Here is a 15645-nt window from a genome sequence, read left to right on the forward strand (position 1 = left end):
AAACCGTGAAAATATTCACCTATAAAATCAGTCGATAAGATAATCGGAAATGTCCTCCATTTTACCGTCCTGCCACAGTCTTTCAAGGCTGTAATACTCTCTGGCTTCGTCGGAAAAAACATGAACGATAATATCAACATAGTCAAGTAAAATCCATGTATTTGAACGGTGTCCCTCAATGTGACTTACGGAAATTCCCATTTCGTCCATTTTATACTCTACCTCTTCGGCAAGAGCTTTAACGTGGGTACTGCTTGTACCTGTGGCAATTACCATATAGTCGGCAAGACTGGACACGTCTGAAATATTTATAAGCTTTATATCAAGTCCTTTTTTTGAATCAAGGATCTTTACGATTTCCAGAGCCTGTTCACGTGTATTCACTTAATCACTCCTGTCAGTTTTCTTCTGATTATTTGTTTGATTTGATTTCCTTTTTGTATTTTGAATATACAATTTCGTTGTACAGCTTCAAAGCGTCCGGATGAAGGGGCTGACATTTCTTGGAAATATCGCTTATTGTAAAGGAAACCCCGTACAAAACCGCATCGTCAAGGTTTTTGTATGATTTTTCCCTCATAACCTCTACACCGTTATATGAACGCTCGGCGCTTGTAAAGTCGGCGGTAAAGATAATTTTTTCCAGCAAAGACATTCCTGCTCTGCCTGTTGTATGATATCTTATTGCATTGTAAATATCTTCGTCGTCAATAAGAAGAATATCTCTGACATAAATTGCGCCGGACATTGCATGCCACAATTTTGTTGAGATAAGCTCGTCCTCTGTAAGAGCAAGTCCGCCGTTATGCATAATAACAAGCTGTTTCTCAAAAGGCATTTCCTTTGTAACATCGTGCAAAAGTCCCGCAATTTTCGCTTTGTCCTTGTCTGCTCCGTAAATCTTTGCAAGCTTTACAGCTTCCTTTGAAACATTTACGCAATGGGTAAATCTTCTTGTGGACAAAGACTTTTTTAACATAGCTTTATACTCATCAGCCGTCAACACAATACATACCCCCGAAATCAAAAATAAAATCACCTATTATTTTATCATTTATTTATTCAAAGGTAAAGACCTTTTTCCTTTATATATGAATAAATTTTTTCAGGAATAAGGCTTGAAACATCTTCTCCGCCTTTAATTTTTTCCCTTATTTCCGTTGAGGACACAGTGAAAATCGATTTTTCAAGGACAAAAGTGTCAGCGCCCAGCTCTTTAAGCACCTTTTGATGCTCTTTCATAGGCTCATAATCGCTGTCCTCTCTGGGTGCGGAAAGTATCTTTGCCATTTTAAATATTTCCTGAGGATTTCTCCATGTTTCCAATGACAAAAACATATCGGCGCCCACAATCAGGTAAAGCTCTGCGTCGGGATACAATTCTTTTATGCTTTTCAATGTATCAACTGTATAGCTTTTTCCTTTTCTCTCCATCTCAAGGCCGCAGGGTTCAAGCTTATCGTACATATCGCACACAAGCTTTGTCATATAAAATCTTTCCTCTGCCGGCACAAAGTCCTTTATTTCCTTGTGGGGAGGAATTGCCGTAGGAACCATAAGCACTTTGTCAAGTTTCATTCTGTCTATAAACTCAAGGGCAAGTTTTACGTGGGCGTTATGAATTGGATTAAAAGTACCGCCCAGCATTGCAATTTTTTTACTCATTTTAAAACCTTATTTCTTAGCCTTAGGAAGCTCGATTTTCGGCTCGTCATTGTTTCTTCTGTAGAGCACAAATTTTGTTCCGATAACCTGAACCACATCGGCAGAAATTTTCTCCGCAATTTCTTCAGCTGCTTCTCTTGGTGTAAGCTCGCAGGTTTCCAAAACCTTACCCTTAATAAGCTCTCTGGCTTTTATTGCATCATCAGCCTGCTTTATAATCTGGTCGCTCATTCCGCCCTTACCCAGCATCAAAATTGTATCTTCCTTGCTTGCAAGACCTCTGAGATATGCTCTCTGTTTGCTTGTCAACACTATATATAACACTCCTTGTTTTATTTATAAAATTCAAACGGTTTAACCGTCTATGTTCTTTTTCAAAAGCTCTTCCCTTAAAAGTCTCAGAGCTTTTCCTCTGTGGCTTATGCTGTCCTTTTCCTCAGGTGTGAGAAGAGCAAAGGATTTGCCTTCATAAAGGAAAATCGGGTCATATCCGAAACCGCCTTCCCCTGACGGTTCAAAAGCGATTTCTCCCACACATTCACCACGTACTGTGATAACCTCATCCTTTGAAAGCACACAGCAAATTGCGCTTACAAATCTGGCGGTTCTCTCATCCTTTGGAATATCTTTCATTTCATCCAAAAGATGCATATATCTCTCTTTGTCGGAAAGTCCCTCTCCGCCGTAACGGGCGGTGTAAACTCCCGGACGTCCATCGAGGGCGTCAACCATAAGTCCACTGTCGTCGGCAATAGCCGGAAGTCCGCTTTTTTCAAAGGCTGACATAGCCTTGATAAGGGCGTTTTCCTCAAAGGTTGTTCCTGTTTCCTCAACATCGCCCAAATCAACACCTGCATCCCTTGCAGTTACGGCATTTATTCCCAATGGGTTTAATATTCTGTCAAGCTCAACAAGCTTTTTGGCATTGTTGGTGGCAATAATAAATTTTTTCATATTTTCTCTTTCTCCTCTCGGAAAAATCATTTCTTATCCTGTGCAAACAATGCTTCTGCAAAGCCCTGTGGGTCAAATGGCTGCAAGTCGTCTATCTGCTCGCCTACGCCCACATATTTGACAGGTATACCAAGACCGTCCTTAATAGCAAGCACAACACCGCCCTTTGCGGTTCCGTCAAGCTTTGTCAGAACTATACCGGTGATACCTGTGGCATTTCTGAATTCGTTTGCCTGTACTACAGCGTTTTGGCCTGTAGTTGCGTCCAAAACCAGCAAAAATTCCTTGTCTGCTCCCGGAAGCTCTCTGTCTATAACACGGCTTATCTTTGCAAGCTCATCCATAAGGTGTTTTTTATTGTGAAGTCTGCCGGCTGTGTCACAGATAATAATATCCGCATCTCTCGCCTTTGCCGCAGCTATAGCGTCAAATACAACAGCTGCCGGGTCGCTTCCCTCTTTCTGCTTTACAATGCTTGCGCCGCTTCTGTCAGCCCAGATTTCAAGCTGTTCTATAGCCGCAGCTCTGAACGTATCAGCCGCTGCAAGGATAACCTTTTTTCCGTCCTTGACAAAGTTGTTTGCAAGCTTGCCTATTGTTGTGGTTTTTCCAACTCCGTTTACGCCTATCACAAGAATAATTGACGGCTTTGTATTGAGAACAAGCTCCTCGCCTCCTGCAAGCATTTCGGCTGTTATATCCTCAAGCATCCAGCGAATAACCTTAGGGTCGGTGATACCGTCTTTTTTAACCTTTTCTTTAAGCTGGTCGCAGATTTTGGAAGCTGTTGACATTCCTACATCTCCCATAACCAAAAGCTCCTCAAGCTCTTCAAAAAGCTCGTCGTCTATTTTTGTAAAGGATTTAAGCATTGAATCAATCTGACCTACAACATTATCCCTTGTTTTTTTCAAACCTTCTTTAATTTTACTGAAAAATCCCATGTAATCATCCCCTGTAGATTTTATTTAATATACTCAGGCTCTGCTTGTATCTATTCCAAGCTTTTGAGCAGCTTCTGCTGTTCTCAGTTCCAAAAGCTTGGAAATACCCTCATCCTGCATAGTTACACCGTAAAGCACATCGGCCTCTTCCATTGTTCCACGTCTGTGGGTAATGAGTATAAACTGTGTTTTATCTGTAATTCTGTTCATGTACTTTGCAAATCTTTCAACATTTACATCGTCCAAAGCCGCCTCAATCTCGTCCATAACGCAAAACGGTGCCGGACGAACTTTCATAATCGCAAAGTACAAAGCGATAGCCACCAAAGCTTTTTCGCCTCCGGACAAAGCCTCAAGGTGAACCACAATTTTGCCCGGCGGATGAACTATAATATCTATTCCGCTGGTAAGAACATTATCAGGCTCTGAAAGTGACAGTGATGCCGTACCTCCTCCGAAAAGCTCCTTAAAGGTTGCGGTAAAGTTTTCGCTTATCTTCTTAAAGTTTACTTCAAACAGTTCCTTCATCTGTTTTGTAAGTCCGTTTATCAAGGTTTCAATCTCTTTTTTGGACTTTTCAACATCTGAAACCTGAGTGGTCATAAACTCGTATCTTTCGGAAACCTCTTTGTATTCCTCAATAGCTCCAACGTTTATGCTTCCCAGAGATTTAATTTTCTGTTTAAGCTCGTTTAAACGCTTCTGAGCCTGAGGGATATTCTCAATAGGCTTTGCAACGCTTTCAGCTTCTCTCTTTGTAAGCTCATAATCCTCCCAAAGCTTTGATATTATATCATCGTACTGCTTTTGAAGATTGAGTTTTCTTTCCTCGAGACGGGCAAGCTCACGTCCTGAAATTTCCCTTTCAGAGGTTTTGTCACGCTCTTTCTGTCTAAGCTCAACTGTAAGCTGTTCTTTTTCCTCACGCTGGCGGTTAAACTCTTTTATGTTTGCTTCGCCTTCGGAAATTCTTGTTTCAAGCAAAGCGATTTCCTTTTCAATGGCTTCTATTCTGTGGTTTGAACCCATTGAGCGCTGTTTTATGGCTTCGATTTCATTTAAAAGCATTTGTTTTCTCTTTTTCTGGTCGGAAGCCGCCTCACTCATAACAGCGATTTCATATTTCAAGGACTCAATATCCTTTTCTGTTTTTACGGTTTCAAGTCTTATGTTTTGCAGTTCTGTTGAAAGTATCTCCCTTTCTCTTGAAAGGTCGTCACGTTTTCCTGTAAGGCTCTGCAAAATCTTTTCTTTTTCCGCTATTTCCTCCTCCGCTTCCTTTTGAAGTTTCGAAGAGCTTTCAGCGGTTTTTATGCTTTCGTCAAGATGACGTTTTGTCTCTTCAATCTGAGTGTTATTTTCCGAAATAATCGCTTCAAGGTTTTTGTATTCACCGACGCAGGCTTTGTACTCACCCTCTGCCTGAATGTATCTGCGCTGGGTTTCTCTCAAAAGATTTCTCTTTTCTTCTATTTCCTGTTCGCATTTTCCCAGATTTTCCTCTGACTGTCTATATTCCTCTTTAAGCTTGTCGGACTTCTCCTGCATTTTTGTCCCTGTGCGCTTGAGTCTTTCAATCTCTGTAGCACGGCTCAAAAGTCCTGATTTCTTTGCAAGGGAACCACCGGTAAGAGAACCGCCGGCGTTTACAACCTGTCCGTCAAGAGTAACTATTTTAAATCTATAGCCGTATTTTTTCGCAATGGAAACGGCGCAGTTTATATCCTGAGCCACAACAATTCTACCCAGCAAGTTGTCAAGTATTCCCTTATACACATCTTTGCAGGAACAAAGCTCGCTGGCAACTCCTATGTAACCGAAACAATTCTCAAGTCCCTGTTCATTAAGCTGCTTTCCTTTTATCGTGGATATCGGCAGGAAAGTTGCACGTCCGGCGTCCTTTTGCTTCAAAAGCTCAATAGCCTTTTTTGCATCCTCTTCCGTACCTGTGACAATGTTCTGCATAGCTCCGCCAAGAGCTATTTCCATAGCCACTGTATATTCATTGGGAACTGTTATAACTCTTGATACAGGTCCGTGTATTCCTCCCAAAAGTCCTGCGGCTGAATTTTTCATAACCGCCTTTACGCTCTGGGAAAAACCCTCAAGGTTTCTTTCCAAGTCCTCAAGAATTTTAACTCTTCTGAAAATCTCTCCTGTATCGAGAATAAGTTTATCAGACTCTGCTTTTGTCTGGTCACGTTTTGCCTTTTGGTTTTGGAGTTTTATTTCAAGTCCTTTAAGTACATTTTCAAGGGCAATTCCCTGATTTTTATACTTTTCAACCACCGCAGTATATTCCTCGGCGGATTTTTTTATTTCCTCGTACTTTTTCTGTCTTTCCTCGCCGGACTCCTCAGCTCTTTTTATTCTCTCTCTGTAATCCTCAGCCGCAGACTGAGCAGCAAGGCAGGCTGCACGAACATCGGCAAGCTTAAAGTTTATCTGTGTGATTTCAGATGTAAGCTTCTGAATTTTTTCGCTTTGATTCCATGTATCGGCGGTTTTAGCATTGAGCTTTTCTGAGGTCTCGTCATATTTTGCTTTAAGATTTGAAAGTGTCTTTTCAACCTCTTTCAAAATCTCTGTTTTTTCCTGAGCCGTTTTCTGAGAATCCTCTGAGGTTATCTCCGTCTGAGCAATATCTTTCTCAAGTCTTTCTATATTTTCCCTGTCACGGATAATATCGTTTTGTGCAACCGAGATTTCTCCCCTTTTTGAAGAACAAAGGGCAGAGTATTCAGCGTTCATACTTCTCTGCTCCTCAATCTTTGAGGAAATCTCTCCGTTTTCAAAGTAGAGCTTTTCTGTTTCTCTTGCTATCTCTTCCAGAATTTTTTCGGCGTCATCGTGCTGTGCCTTGGCAACAGTTATTTTGTCCTCCTGCTCCTTTAAAATAGCTGAGGATTTATTGAGTGTTTCCAACCACAAAGCGATTTCAAGACCTTTTTTCTCCTCGGAATATTCCAAAAACTTCTCCGCTTTTTCAGCCTGCACCTTCAAAGGCCCTACTCTTCCTTCAAGCTCAGCCACAATATCACGAAGTCTTACAAGGTTTTCCTCGGCAGAAGCAAGCTTTCTTTCAGCCTCAAGCTTTCTGTATCTGTAACGTGAAATACCTGCCGCCTCTTCAAAGATTTCACGTCTGTCCTCACTTTTTGAGGCAACTATGCTGTCAATTTTTCCCTGACCTATCATGGAATAACCGTCTCTTCCAAGTCCGGTATCCATAAATAGTTCGTGTATATCTTTAAGTCTTACGGCACTTTTGTTTATAAGATAGTCGCTGTCGCCGCTTCTGTAATATCTTCTTGTGACAGCCACTTCGTCACCGTCAAAGGGAAGAAGTCTGTCCGTATTATCTATAGTGAGAGTGACCTCCGCAAAACCCTGTCGCTTTCTTCCGTCGGTTCCGTTGAAAACGACATCCTCCATTTTGGAACATCGAAGGCTTTTCGGAGACTGCTCTCCAAGCACCCATCTTATAGCGTCGCTTATATTGCTTTTTCCCGAACCGTTAGGGCCTACAACGGCGGTAATGCCCTTGTCAAAGGTAAGCTTTGTTTTATCGGGAAAAGTTTTAAATCCCTGTATTTCAAGTGATTTCAGTAACATTCATACACCCCATAACAAAAGGTTATTTTATAGTCATTCAAGTATCTGAATTTTCACATCAAAGTCTTTAAGGTTTTCATCTTCCTTAAAAACAGGTATATATCCCTTTTCAAAGATATATTTTTTGTTTGCGCCCGACTGTCCCACAGCTTTTGAAACCGAGCCTTTCGCAACATTTATCAGCACTTTTTTTCTCTTGATAAAGGTTTTCCCGTCGGGAAGTGTTCTTATATCTAAATTTTCTCTTCCGTCAAAGGCCGCTTTAATATTTTCAAGAAAACATCTGCTTTCGCATATTTCTCTGAATGCCGGGTGGTAGGCTCCTGCAAGTCTGTCCCTTAAAAGCTCTTCGCTGTAATGAAGCCCCAGTCTTATCACCTTTATGTTTCTTTCCATAAAAAGCTTGAGCATATCTGAACAAAGCTTCACTGTATCTTCAAAGCTATAGGGCTTATATTCACCGCCCAGGTAAAGGTCGCCGAGAGCCGTATTCTTCATTATTACAGTGGGGTAAATTCTCACTGTATCAGGCTGTAAAGCGGCAATCTTTAAAGCGGTTTCCATATCCTTTTCCAAGGTACTTTTATAAAGTCCCGTCATCATCTGAAGACCAAGAGAAAAACCCTTTTCTTTTATAAGCTTTGAAGCCTTTTCCACCTGTTCTGCACTGTGCCCCCTGTTATTGGCAGAAAGCACCTGGTCATCCATGCTCTGGGCGCCAAGCTCTATAGCCGTAACATTGTAGCTTTTAAGTAAATCGAGAACTTCCTCGTCTATACAGTCAGGCCGTGTGGAAATTCGCACACCCTTAAAAACATCGTGAAACTCATAGGCGGCTTTAAGCAGGGATACCATGTAATCCCTGTCTATCGCCGTAAAGCTGCCGCCGAAAAAGGCGATTTCCGAGTCCTTTGAAAACTCTCCCATGGTTTTTAAAGCCGTAAGGGCAGCGTCTTTAACATCCTGAGGCGTAGGCTGGTACTGCTGCCCTGTTATACTTCTCTGATCGCAAAAACTGCACATATGAGGACAACCGTTGTGCGGTACAAAAACAGCCACGTTTGACCTTTTATTTTTGTCTGACAAACTTTCGTCCTCCTTTTTATCAATAACCCATAAGCTCAAGAGCTTGGCGAGCCGCCTGCTGTTCGGCTTCCTTTTTGCTCTTTCCGCCGCCCTTGCCGATTACGTTGCTGTTTAAATGAACCTCAACCACAAAATGCTTGTTGTGGTCAGGGCCGCTTTCATCAACCAAACAGTACTGCAAAAGCTCTCCCGGGTTTTTCTGAACTATTTCCTGCAATGTGGTTTTATAATCCTTAAAAGCCTTTGGCTTGTGATTTAAAATTTCAGGCTCTACAAATCTTAAAATATGCTTTCTCGCATGTTCAATTCCGCCGTCAAGATAAATAGCGGCAATCACCGCTTCAAAGGCGTCGGAGAGAATAGACGGTCTTTCGTCGCCGTGGCTGTTCTTCTCGCCCTTGCTCAAAATAAGGTAATTTCCCAGATTTATCTTTTTAGCAAACTGAAACAGGCTTTTTTCACATACAAGTGAAGCCCTCAGCTTTGTAAGCTCTCCCTCCGGAAGATGAGGACAGTTTTTAAAAATATAGTCGGAAACAACTATAGAAAGCACTGCGTCTCCCAGAAACTCAAGCCTTTCATTGCATTTGATTTTTTTATTTTTGTGTTCATTGGCATAGGATGAATGTGTCAGAGCCTCAGTTAAAAGCTCTTTGTTTTTAAATTCATATCCTATAATCTTCTGAAACTCTTCCATGTTTACACCGCTTATCTTTTATTATTTCATGCTCTCCAAAGACTTTGCAATAGCTCCGATAACGTCGCCCTCAACATACTGTTTTGTAAGTCTTATGGCATTTTTAAATGTCTTAGCATTGGAGCTTCCGTGAGCTTTGAAAACCGGCTTTGAGCATCCTAAAATAGGTGCGCCGCCGTATTCGTTGTAGTCAAACTCTTTTTTCATCTCTTTCATATCGGAAAGCACCATTGCGGCAGCAAGTTTATTCTTAATACCCTTTGTGAAAATGCCCTTAATTTTCTTCATAAGAGCCATCGCAACGCCTTCATAGGTTTTTAAAATGAGATTTCCGGTAAAGCCGTCGCACACGAGCACGTCACAGCCGCCCATTGGAATATCTCTGCCCTCAATATTGCCTATAAAATTTATCGGACTGTTTTTCATAAGCTGATAAGCCTGGAGCTGAAGCTCTCCGCCTTTGCACTCCTCTTCGCCAACATTGGCAAGGGCAACTCTCGGCTTTTCAAGATTATAAACCTTGTTCATGTAGGCAGAACCCATAATACCGAACTGCTGAAGCATTTCCGGTCTGCAATCCACATTAGCTCCGCCGTCTGCAAGAATAAGGCATCCCTCCATTGTGGGGATAACAGGAGCAAAGCCCGGTCTTTTAATGCCCTTTATTCTCTTTACAAGAAGTGTTGCGCCTACGCAGAGTGCACCACTGTTTCCTGCTGAAACAAAAGCGTCGCCCTTGCCCTCGGCAACAGCCTTAAGTCCTACTGCCATTGAGCTGTTACTCTTTGACTTCATAATCTCAGAGCCTGTGTCGTGCATAGAAATCACATCTTCGGTATGTATAATTTCAATACCGCTTATGTCGATATTGTTTTCCTTTGCCACCTTTTCTATTATGTTACGGTTTCCGGTAAAAACGATATCAACATTGTACTCCGCCTTTGCCTCGCAGGAGCCTTTAATGATTTCCAAAGGGGCGTTATCTCCGCCGAATGCGTCTACGATAATTTTCATTATGCTGCACCTCAATTCTGTTATATATGTTCTTTTTCCCTAATCATGTTTATTTTTGAATATTTGCCGGCTTAAAATTCTCACCGGACAAACTTAAAAATTTCTCTATATCCTCAAGTCCTCTGTAGGCATAGGCCGCCGCTCTTTCCTTTTTATCTCTGGGACGGTTTTCAAGAGGAGGAAGCACTCCAAGGTTTGCACCCATAGGCTGGAACTTTTCAACCTCAGGACAGCTTATATATCTGCTCAGTGCGCCGGTCATAGAGGTTTCCGGCATTGTGAGAGTTTCCATTCCCAAAGCTCTTCTTGCGGCATTCATTCCCGCCAAAAGTCCCGAGCTTGCGGACTCCATATAGCCCTCAACTCCGGTCATCTGACCTGCAAAAAACAGGTTTGGGTATTCCCTTGCGCTGTAATCGGAATTTAAAATTTTCGGAGAGTTTAAAAATGTATTTCTGTGCATCACGCCATACCTGTAATACTCAGCATTTTTAAGGGCAGGAATTAAACCGAAAACCCTTTTCTGCTCCGGAAATTTCAAATTTGTCTGAAATCCCACAAGGTTATACATACTGCCCAGAGCATTTTCCTTTCGAAGCTGCAAAACCGCCCATGGACGATGACCTGTTTTCGGGTCCCTCAAACCAACAGGCTTCATAGGGCCGAATCTTATTGTGTCCTCGCCCCTTTGCGCCATTATCTCTATTGGCATACAGCCCTCGTACACCTTAGGATTATTCACATCAAAGTCGTGAAGAGGCGCTCTTTCGGCGTTTACAAGCTCACGGTGAAAATTCTCGTATTCCTCTTTATTCATCGGACAGTTTATATAGTCGTCCCCATCGCCCTTTCCGTATCTTGAAGCGGTAAAGGCGTGTTCCATATCTATACTTTCCGCAGAAACTATGGGAGCCGCCGCATCAAAAAATGAAAGTGCGCCGCCGAATTTTTCCTGAATACTTTTCGAAAGACTTTCAGAGGTCAAAGGGCCTGAAGCTATTACGGTTATTCCGTCTTTATCCTGTATAAATTCATCAAGGTTTAAGACTTCCTTTTCAATCACCTGTATGTTGGGATGATTTCTTATTCTGTCTGTCACCATTGCGGAAAATTTGTCACGGTCAACCGCCAAAGCACCTCCCGCCGGAACACGGCACTGGTCGGCACACTCCATCAAAAGGGAATTCATAACACGCATTTCCTCTTTGAGCATACCTGCGGCGCTCTCCACTCTGTCCGCCTTTAATGAGTTGGAGCAGACAAGCTCCGAAAACATATCGCTTTTATGAGCGTGAGTTTTCTTTTGGGGCTTCATCTCATAAAGATAAACCTTTAAACCTCTCTGTGCGGACTGGAAAGCCGCTTCACAGCCGGCAAGTCCGGCACCGATTACATTTATATGCATAAGTCACAACCATTCAGCCACAAAGGGCATTGTTAAAATCTTATTATTCAAAAGGTCTTGAATATCCGCAGCCTTCCTCAGCACAGTAAAGGGTAGGTTTCTTTCCCTTTTTCTTGTACAAAGTCTTGCCGCATTTCGGACATTTTTCGTTTGTAGGCTCAGTCCATGAAACAAAATCACATTCCGGATAATTTTCACAGCCGTAGAAAGGTTTGCCCTTTTTGGTTTTTCTCACAATTACCTTTCCTCCGCACTTAGGGCAGGCAACTCCTATATCCTGAACGAATTTCTTAATGTTTTTGCACTCCGGATATCCCGGGCAGGCAATAAACTTACCGTAACGGCCGAATTTTACAACCATCTGTCTTCCGCAGTACTCGCAGATAAGGTCTGTTTCGTCCTCTTTAAGGTGGAGCTTTACGCCCTCCATGTCCTCTTTTGCCTTTTTAAGTGTTTTATCGAAATCCTGATAGAAGTCGTCCAAAAGCTGAACCCACTGGGTTTCACCCTTTTCAACTGTATCAAGCTCTTTTTCCATCTGAGCTGTAAACTTTACGTTTACAATTTTCGGGAAACGCTCTCTCATAAGCTGAGTTGAAACCTCTCCCAGTTCTGTAGGTATAAGTGTTTTTCCGTCACGCTTTACATACTCACGGCTTGTTATTGTGGTAATTGTAGCCGCATATGTGGACGGTCTGCCTATACCGTATTCCTCCAAAGCCTTGATAAGGGAAGCTTCCGTATATCTTGCTGGCGGCTGAGTAAAGTGCTGGTTCGGCACAATCTCTTTAAGCTTTAAAGGCATATCCTTTTCCAGTGCCGGAAGCTCTTTTTCCTTTTCCTCTGCGCTGTCGTTGCTTTCAACATACAGAACAGTAAAGCCGTCAAAGTCAACCTTATATCCTGAAGCTTTGAAAATATAATTCTTTGCAGAAATTTCAGCCTGTGTAGTCTTCTGGATACAGTCAGCCATCTGACAAGCGGTAAATCTTTCCCAGATAAGCTTATAGAGCTTATACTGATCTAAAGTAAGACTGCCCTTTACTCTGTCAGGGGTCAATGAAGGTACAGAAGGTCTTATAGCTTCGTGTCCGTCCTGAGCATTGGCACGTGATTTAAACACACGTGGCTTTGCAGGGAGATATTTTTCTCCGTAGGTTTCGGAAATGTATTTTGAAACCTCGGTAATGGCGTCGTTTGAAATTCTCAGGGAGTCGGTTCTCATATAGGTTATAAGACCCATAGCGCCTATTCCCTCTACCTCAACGCCTTCGTAAAGCTCCTGAGCCACCTTCATGGTTCTCTTTGACTGGAATCCGAGCTTTCTGGAAGCCTCCTGCTGCAATGTAGATGTTATAAAAGGAGGAGCCGGAGATTTTTTCCTTGTGCCGTTTTTAACCTTGGAAACCACATATTCTGCGTCCTCCAAGTCTGCAAGGATTTTCTTTGCCTGCTCTTCGTTTTCAATCTTCATTTTTCCGTTTTCGTCGCCGTAAAAAGCGGCTGTGAAAACTCTTCTGCTGCCCTTTGGAATAAACTTTGCGTCTATTGACCAGTATTCCTCAGGCTTAAATTCTCTTATTTCGTTTTCTCTGTCAACGATAATTCTAACTGCAACAGACTGAACACGTCCTGCTGAAAGACCTCTTCTTATCTTCTGAGAAATAAAGGGACTCAGCTTGTAACCCACAAGTCTGTCGAGAATTCTTCTCGCCTGCTGGGCGTTTACAAGGTCGATATTTATAGACCTTGGGTGTTCCATTCCGTTGCTTACTCCGGTTTTTGTGATTTCGGTAAACTCAACCCTGTTTTTGCTGTTAAGGTCGAGATTTAAAAGATATGCAAGATGCCATGAAATAGCTTCTCCCTCACGGTCAGGGTCAGTTGCCAGATATACTTTATCGCTTTTTTCGGCTTCCTTTTTAAGCTCTTCCACAAGCTTTTCCTTGCCCTTTATCACCGCATATTTCGGAGCATAATTATTTTTTATATCAACGCTGAGACGAGCCGCAGGCAAATCCCTTACGTGTCCCATAGATGCGATAACTTCGTAGTCATTGCCAAGATACTTTTGTATTGTTTTAGCCTTAGCCGGTGACTCCACTATTACAAGATTTGACATTTCATTCCTCCGTACTTTTTAAATTACTTCTGTCATATCTATTATACAGATTTCATATTGCTATGCTTTTCTGTAGTTTCTTGCCCCTGTATTTATCACAAGACCTTCTATTTCAAGTTCTGTAATATAAGGCAGAATTTTATAAGGCAATAAACCGAGCCGTATGCACAGGTCATCCGTGGATACTGTTTCGCCCTGTTTAATAGCGTCATACACACGCCTCGCTTCACTGCTTATACTTTCAATTTTTCCATTTGGAGTATTTCTCATGTTTTCAGAAATATTCCCTTTTTTGGCTTCCATTTCTTTATTCACTGCGTTTACATTTTCAGTCTTTTGGGAAGCCGGCACCACTTTGCTTTTGCCCGCATTTTTCGGAAGTGTTCCCTTTACCGGAATAGCCTCCAAAGCGGTTTCAGTGGCTCTCACGTCGTTTTTACGTGTTATGTAAACATTAGGGAAAGCGTCGATAATATCCGTGTAATGGGTGTACGGATATGCTCCATCCTTAATAAGGGCATTTGTACCCTCAGAATATGCCGCATTTATGTTTCCCATCACCGCAAACACTTCTTTTCCCTGTTCCTGAGCAAGATTGGCGGTTATCAGCGCTCCGCTTCTTCTTGCCGCCTCAACAATTAAAACAGCGTCGGAAAAAGCCGCTATTATTCTGTTTCTTGCAGGAAAATGATAGGGCTTCGGCTGTGTTCCCGGAGGATACTCCGTTACAAGACAGCCGTGAGTTGTTATATACTCCCTCATCTTTGCGTTTTGACTTATGTAGTTCACATCAATTCCTGCGCCTAAAACACAAACCGTGTCGCCGCCTGCCGCCAAAGCTCCACGATGACCTGCTGAATCTATTCCCAAAGCACCGCCGCTTATTATCAGAGCGCCGGCTCTTGTAAGATTTGAAGCCGCATCATAAGCCACACGCAGACCGTATTTTGAAGCATTTCTTGTTCCCACAATTCCAACGGTAAACCTGTTATCTAAATCGGGAAATTCTCCCTTTACGTACAAAACACAGGGAGGCGCATAAATATTCTTAAGACACATGGGATATCTCTCATCATCAAAGGTTATTATATCGATATCTAATTCCATGCATCTGTTTATAATTTTATCCGCACTGCTCAATGTGGTACTTTTAAGCTTTTGAATATCAGCAGGAGTTATTCCGGGACAAAGCTTCCAATGGTTTTCACCGCACTCGTAGAACTCAGCTATACTAAAGGAAAATTCACATACCTTTAAGGCCTTAGGCGTTTTATATCCCAAAGCCAAAGTAAGCCATATCCAGTAACGAGCGTTGTTATAAACCATGATTACCTGACCATCTCCCACATAACAATGCCTGCCGCTATTCCCGCATTAAGGGACTCGGCATTTCCCGTCATAGGAATTGTAATTTTGCATGAACAAGCCTCAATGCACTCTTTCGTAAGACCGTTTCCCTCGTTGCCTATAGCCGCAATCACGTTGCCTGATTTAAAGTCAATCTCTGTCACCGCTTTATCGGCGTTTAAAGGAACTGTAGCATAGGAGCATCCGTTTTCATTAAACCTTTTTATATATCCGCATATATCATCAGTTATAAAAATCGGAAGTCTAAAAACCGCCCCCATAGTGCCTCTTATTACTTTCGGGCTGAAAACATCACAGGAATTGCTGCTGATTATTATGCCGTCAATTCCCAGTGCGTCGGCGGTTCTGAGGATTGTTCCCATGTTTCCGGGGTCCTGAACGCACTCAAGTACCAAAAACTTCAGCTTGTTATACTTTTTTATTGTATCAAATACACGGCTTTTGTCAAGAGGTGAAACCAAAGAAAGCATTCCCTGAGGGGTAACAGTGTCGCACATTTTAGGAAATACGCTCTCTTTTACCCTGTATGTATTGGGGCATTTTTCTGATATTTTTTTTATAATTGTATGGTATTTTTTATCAGCTGTTTCCGAATAAAAAAAGTATTTTATCTCCGCCTTTGAATTTAAAGCATCCTCGCAAAGCCTTGCGCCCTCAACCGGGAAAAGATTTTCCTCGCGTCTGAAAGAAGCGCTTTTTTGAAGCTTTGCAGCGTATTTCACCATACGGTTATCCTTAGAATTTATAATTGCCTCCATATATACCTACACTTTCC

The 15645-nt window shown here is 42.2% G+C and carries 14 protein-coding genes; all 14 read right to left on the reverse strand.

Annotated elements, in window-relative coordinates; genetic code table 11:
- Nucleotides 1–27: 27 nt before the first annotated feature.
- The 14 genes from rsfS to CGICJO_RS10090 are packed head-to-tail and all read right to left on the reverse strand — an operon-like array spanning nt 28 to nt 15628.
- Complete coding sequence (rsfS, locus tag CGICJO_RS10025) at nt 28–384, reverse strand: ribosome silencing factor (protein WP_087376573.1); 357 nt, start codon at nt 382–384, stop codon at nt 28–30.
- Between the two features lie 28 nt (nt 385–412).
- A complete protein-coding gene (yqeK, locus tag CGICJO_RS10030) occupies nt 413–1006 on the reverse strand; it encodes a bis(5'-nucleosyl)-tetraphosphatase (symmetrical) YqeK (RefSeq protein WP_242968257.1) in 594 nt (197 codons plus the stop codon).
- Between the two features lie 56 nt (nt 1007–1062).
- Entirely contained in the window at nt 1063–1665 is a 603-nt protein-coding gene (nadD, locus tag CGICJO_RS10035; protein ID WP_486498760.1) for a nicotinate-nucleotide adenylyltransferase, read from the reverse strand.
- Nucleotides 1666–1674: 9 nt separating this feature from the next.
- Nucleotides 1675–1977: a ribosome assembly RNA-binding protein YhbY gene (gene yhbY, locus CGICJO_RS10040; protein ID WP_087376577.1), complete on the reverse strand. Its 303-nt coding sequence runs from the start codon at nt 1975–1977 to the stop codon at nt 1675–1677.
- Between the two features lie 42 nt (nt 1978–2019).
- Nucleotides 2020–2619 (reverse strand): RdgB/HAM1 family non-canonical purine NTP pyrophosphatase, encoded by a 600-nt coding sequence (gene rdgB, locus CGICJO_RS10045; RefSeq protein WP_486498761.1) that lies wholly within the window; start codon nt 2617–2619, stop codon nt 2020–2022.
- A 26-nt stretch (nt 2620–2645) separates the two neighbouring features.
- Complete coding sequence (ftsY, locus tag CGICJO_RS10050; protein WP_087376579.1) at nt 2646–3563, reverse strand: signal recognition particle-docking protein FtsY; 918 nt, start codon at nt 3561–3563, stop codon at nt 2646–2648.
- Nucleotides 3564–3596: 33 nt separating this feature from the next.
- Nucleotides 3597–7178, reverse strand: a complete 3582-nt coding sequence (smc, locus tag CGICJO_RS10055) for a chromosome segregation protein SMC (RefSeq protein WP_486498762.1) — start codon at nt 7176–7178, stop codon at nt 3597–3599.
- Between the two features lie 33 nt (nt 7179–7211).
- A complete protein-coding gene (locus tag CGICJO_RS10060) occupies nt 7212–8264 on the reverse strand; it encodes an elongator complex protein 3 (protein ID WP_486498763.1) in 1053 nt (350 codons plus the stop codon).
- 19 nt (nt 8265–8283) lie between these two features.
- Nucleotides 8284–8961, reverse strand: coding sequence for a ribonuclease III (gene rnc / locus CGICJO_RS10065; protein WP_087376583.1), 678 nt, complete (start codon nt 8959–8961; stop codon nt 8284–8286).
- A 21-nt stretch (nt 8962–8982) separates the two neighbouring features.
- Complete coding sequence (plsX, locus tag CGICJO_RS10070) at nt 8983–9975, reverse strand: phosphate acyltransferase PlsX (RefSeq protein WP_087376585.1); 993 nt, start codon at nt 9973–9975, stop codon at nt 8983–8985.
- 49 nt (nt 9976–10024) lie between these two features.
- Nucleotides 10025–11380 (reverse strand): methylenetetrahydrofolate--tRNA-(uracil(54)-C(5))-methyltransferase (FADH(2)-oxidizing) TrmFO, encoded by a 1356-nt coding sequence (gene trmFO, locus CGICJO_RS10075; protein ID WP_486498764.1) that lies wholly within the window; start codon nt 11378–11380, stop codon nt 10025–10027.
- Nucleotides 11381–11423: 43 nt separating this feature from the next.
- A complete protein-coding gene (gene topA / locus CGICJO_RS10080) occupies nt 11424–13502 on the reverse strand; it encodes a type I DNA topoisomerase (RefSeq protein ID WP_486498765.1) in 2079 nt (692 codons plus the stop codon).
- Nucleotides 13503–13562: 60 nt separating this feature from the next.
- Complete coding sequence (gene dprA, locus CGICJO_RS10085) at nt 13563–14849, reverse strand: DNA-processing protein DprA (protein ID WP_486498766.1); 1287 nt, start codon at nt 14847–14849, stop codon at nt 13563–13565.
- Nucleotides 14831–15628 (reverse strand): TrmH family RNA methyltransferase, encoded by a 798-nt coding sequence (locus CGICJO_RS10090; RefSeq protein ID WP_486498767.1) that lies wholly within the window; start codon nt 15626–15628, stop codon nt 14831–14833. The genes dprA and CGICJO_RS10090 overlap by 19 nt, the downstream gene beginning before the upstream one ends.
- Nucleotides 15629–15645 lie beyond the last annotated feature (17 nt).

Source organism: Candidatus Limousia pullorum (assembly GCF_057405065.1).

Excerpts from the sequence above, each read along its gene's own strand:
- trmFO (WP_486498764.1), bottom strand. The coding sequence starts at position 11,380 with ATGCATATAAATGTAATCGGTGCCGGACTTGCCGGCTGTGAAGCGGCT.
- smc (WP_486498762.1), bottom strand. The coding sequence starts at position 7,178 with ATGTTACTGAAATCACTTGAAATACAGGGATTTAAAACTTTTCCCGAT.
- CGICJO_RS10090 (WP_486498767.1), bottom strand. The coding sequence starts at position 15,628 with ATGGAGGCAATTATAAATTCTAAGGATAACCGTATGGTGAAATACGCT.
- rdgB (WP_486498761.1), bottom strand. The coding sequence starts at position 2,619 with ATGAAAAAATTTATTATTGCCACCAACAATGCCAAAAAGCTTGTTGAG.
- nadD (WP_486498760.1), bottom strand. The coding sequence starts at position 1,665 with ATGAGTAAAAAAATTGCAATGCTGGGCGGTACTTTTAATCCAATTCAT.
- ftsY (WP_087376579.1), bottom strand. The coding sequence starts at position 3,563 with ATGGGATTTTTCAGTAAAATTAAAGAAGGTTTGAAAAAAACAAGGGAT.
- plsX (WP_087376585.1), bottom strand. The coding sequence starts at position 9,975 with ATGAAAATTATCGTAGACGCATTCGGCGGAGATAACGCCCCTTTGGAA.
- rnc (WP_087376583.1), bottom strand. The coding sequence starts at position 8,961 with ATGGAAGAGTTTCAGAAGATTATAGGATATGAATTTAAAAACAAAGAG.
- topA (WP_486498765.1), bottom strand. The coding sequence starts at position 13,502 with ATGTCAAATCTTGTAATAGTGGAGTCACCGGCTAAGGCTAAAACAATA.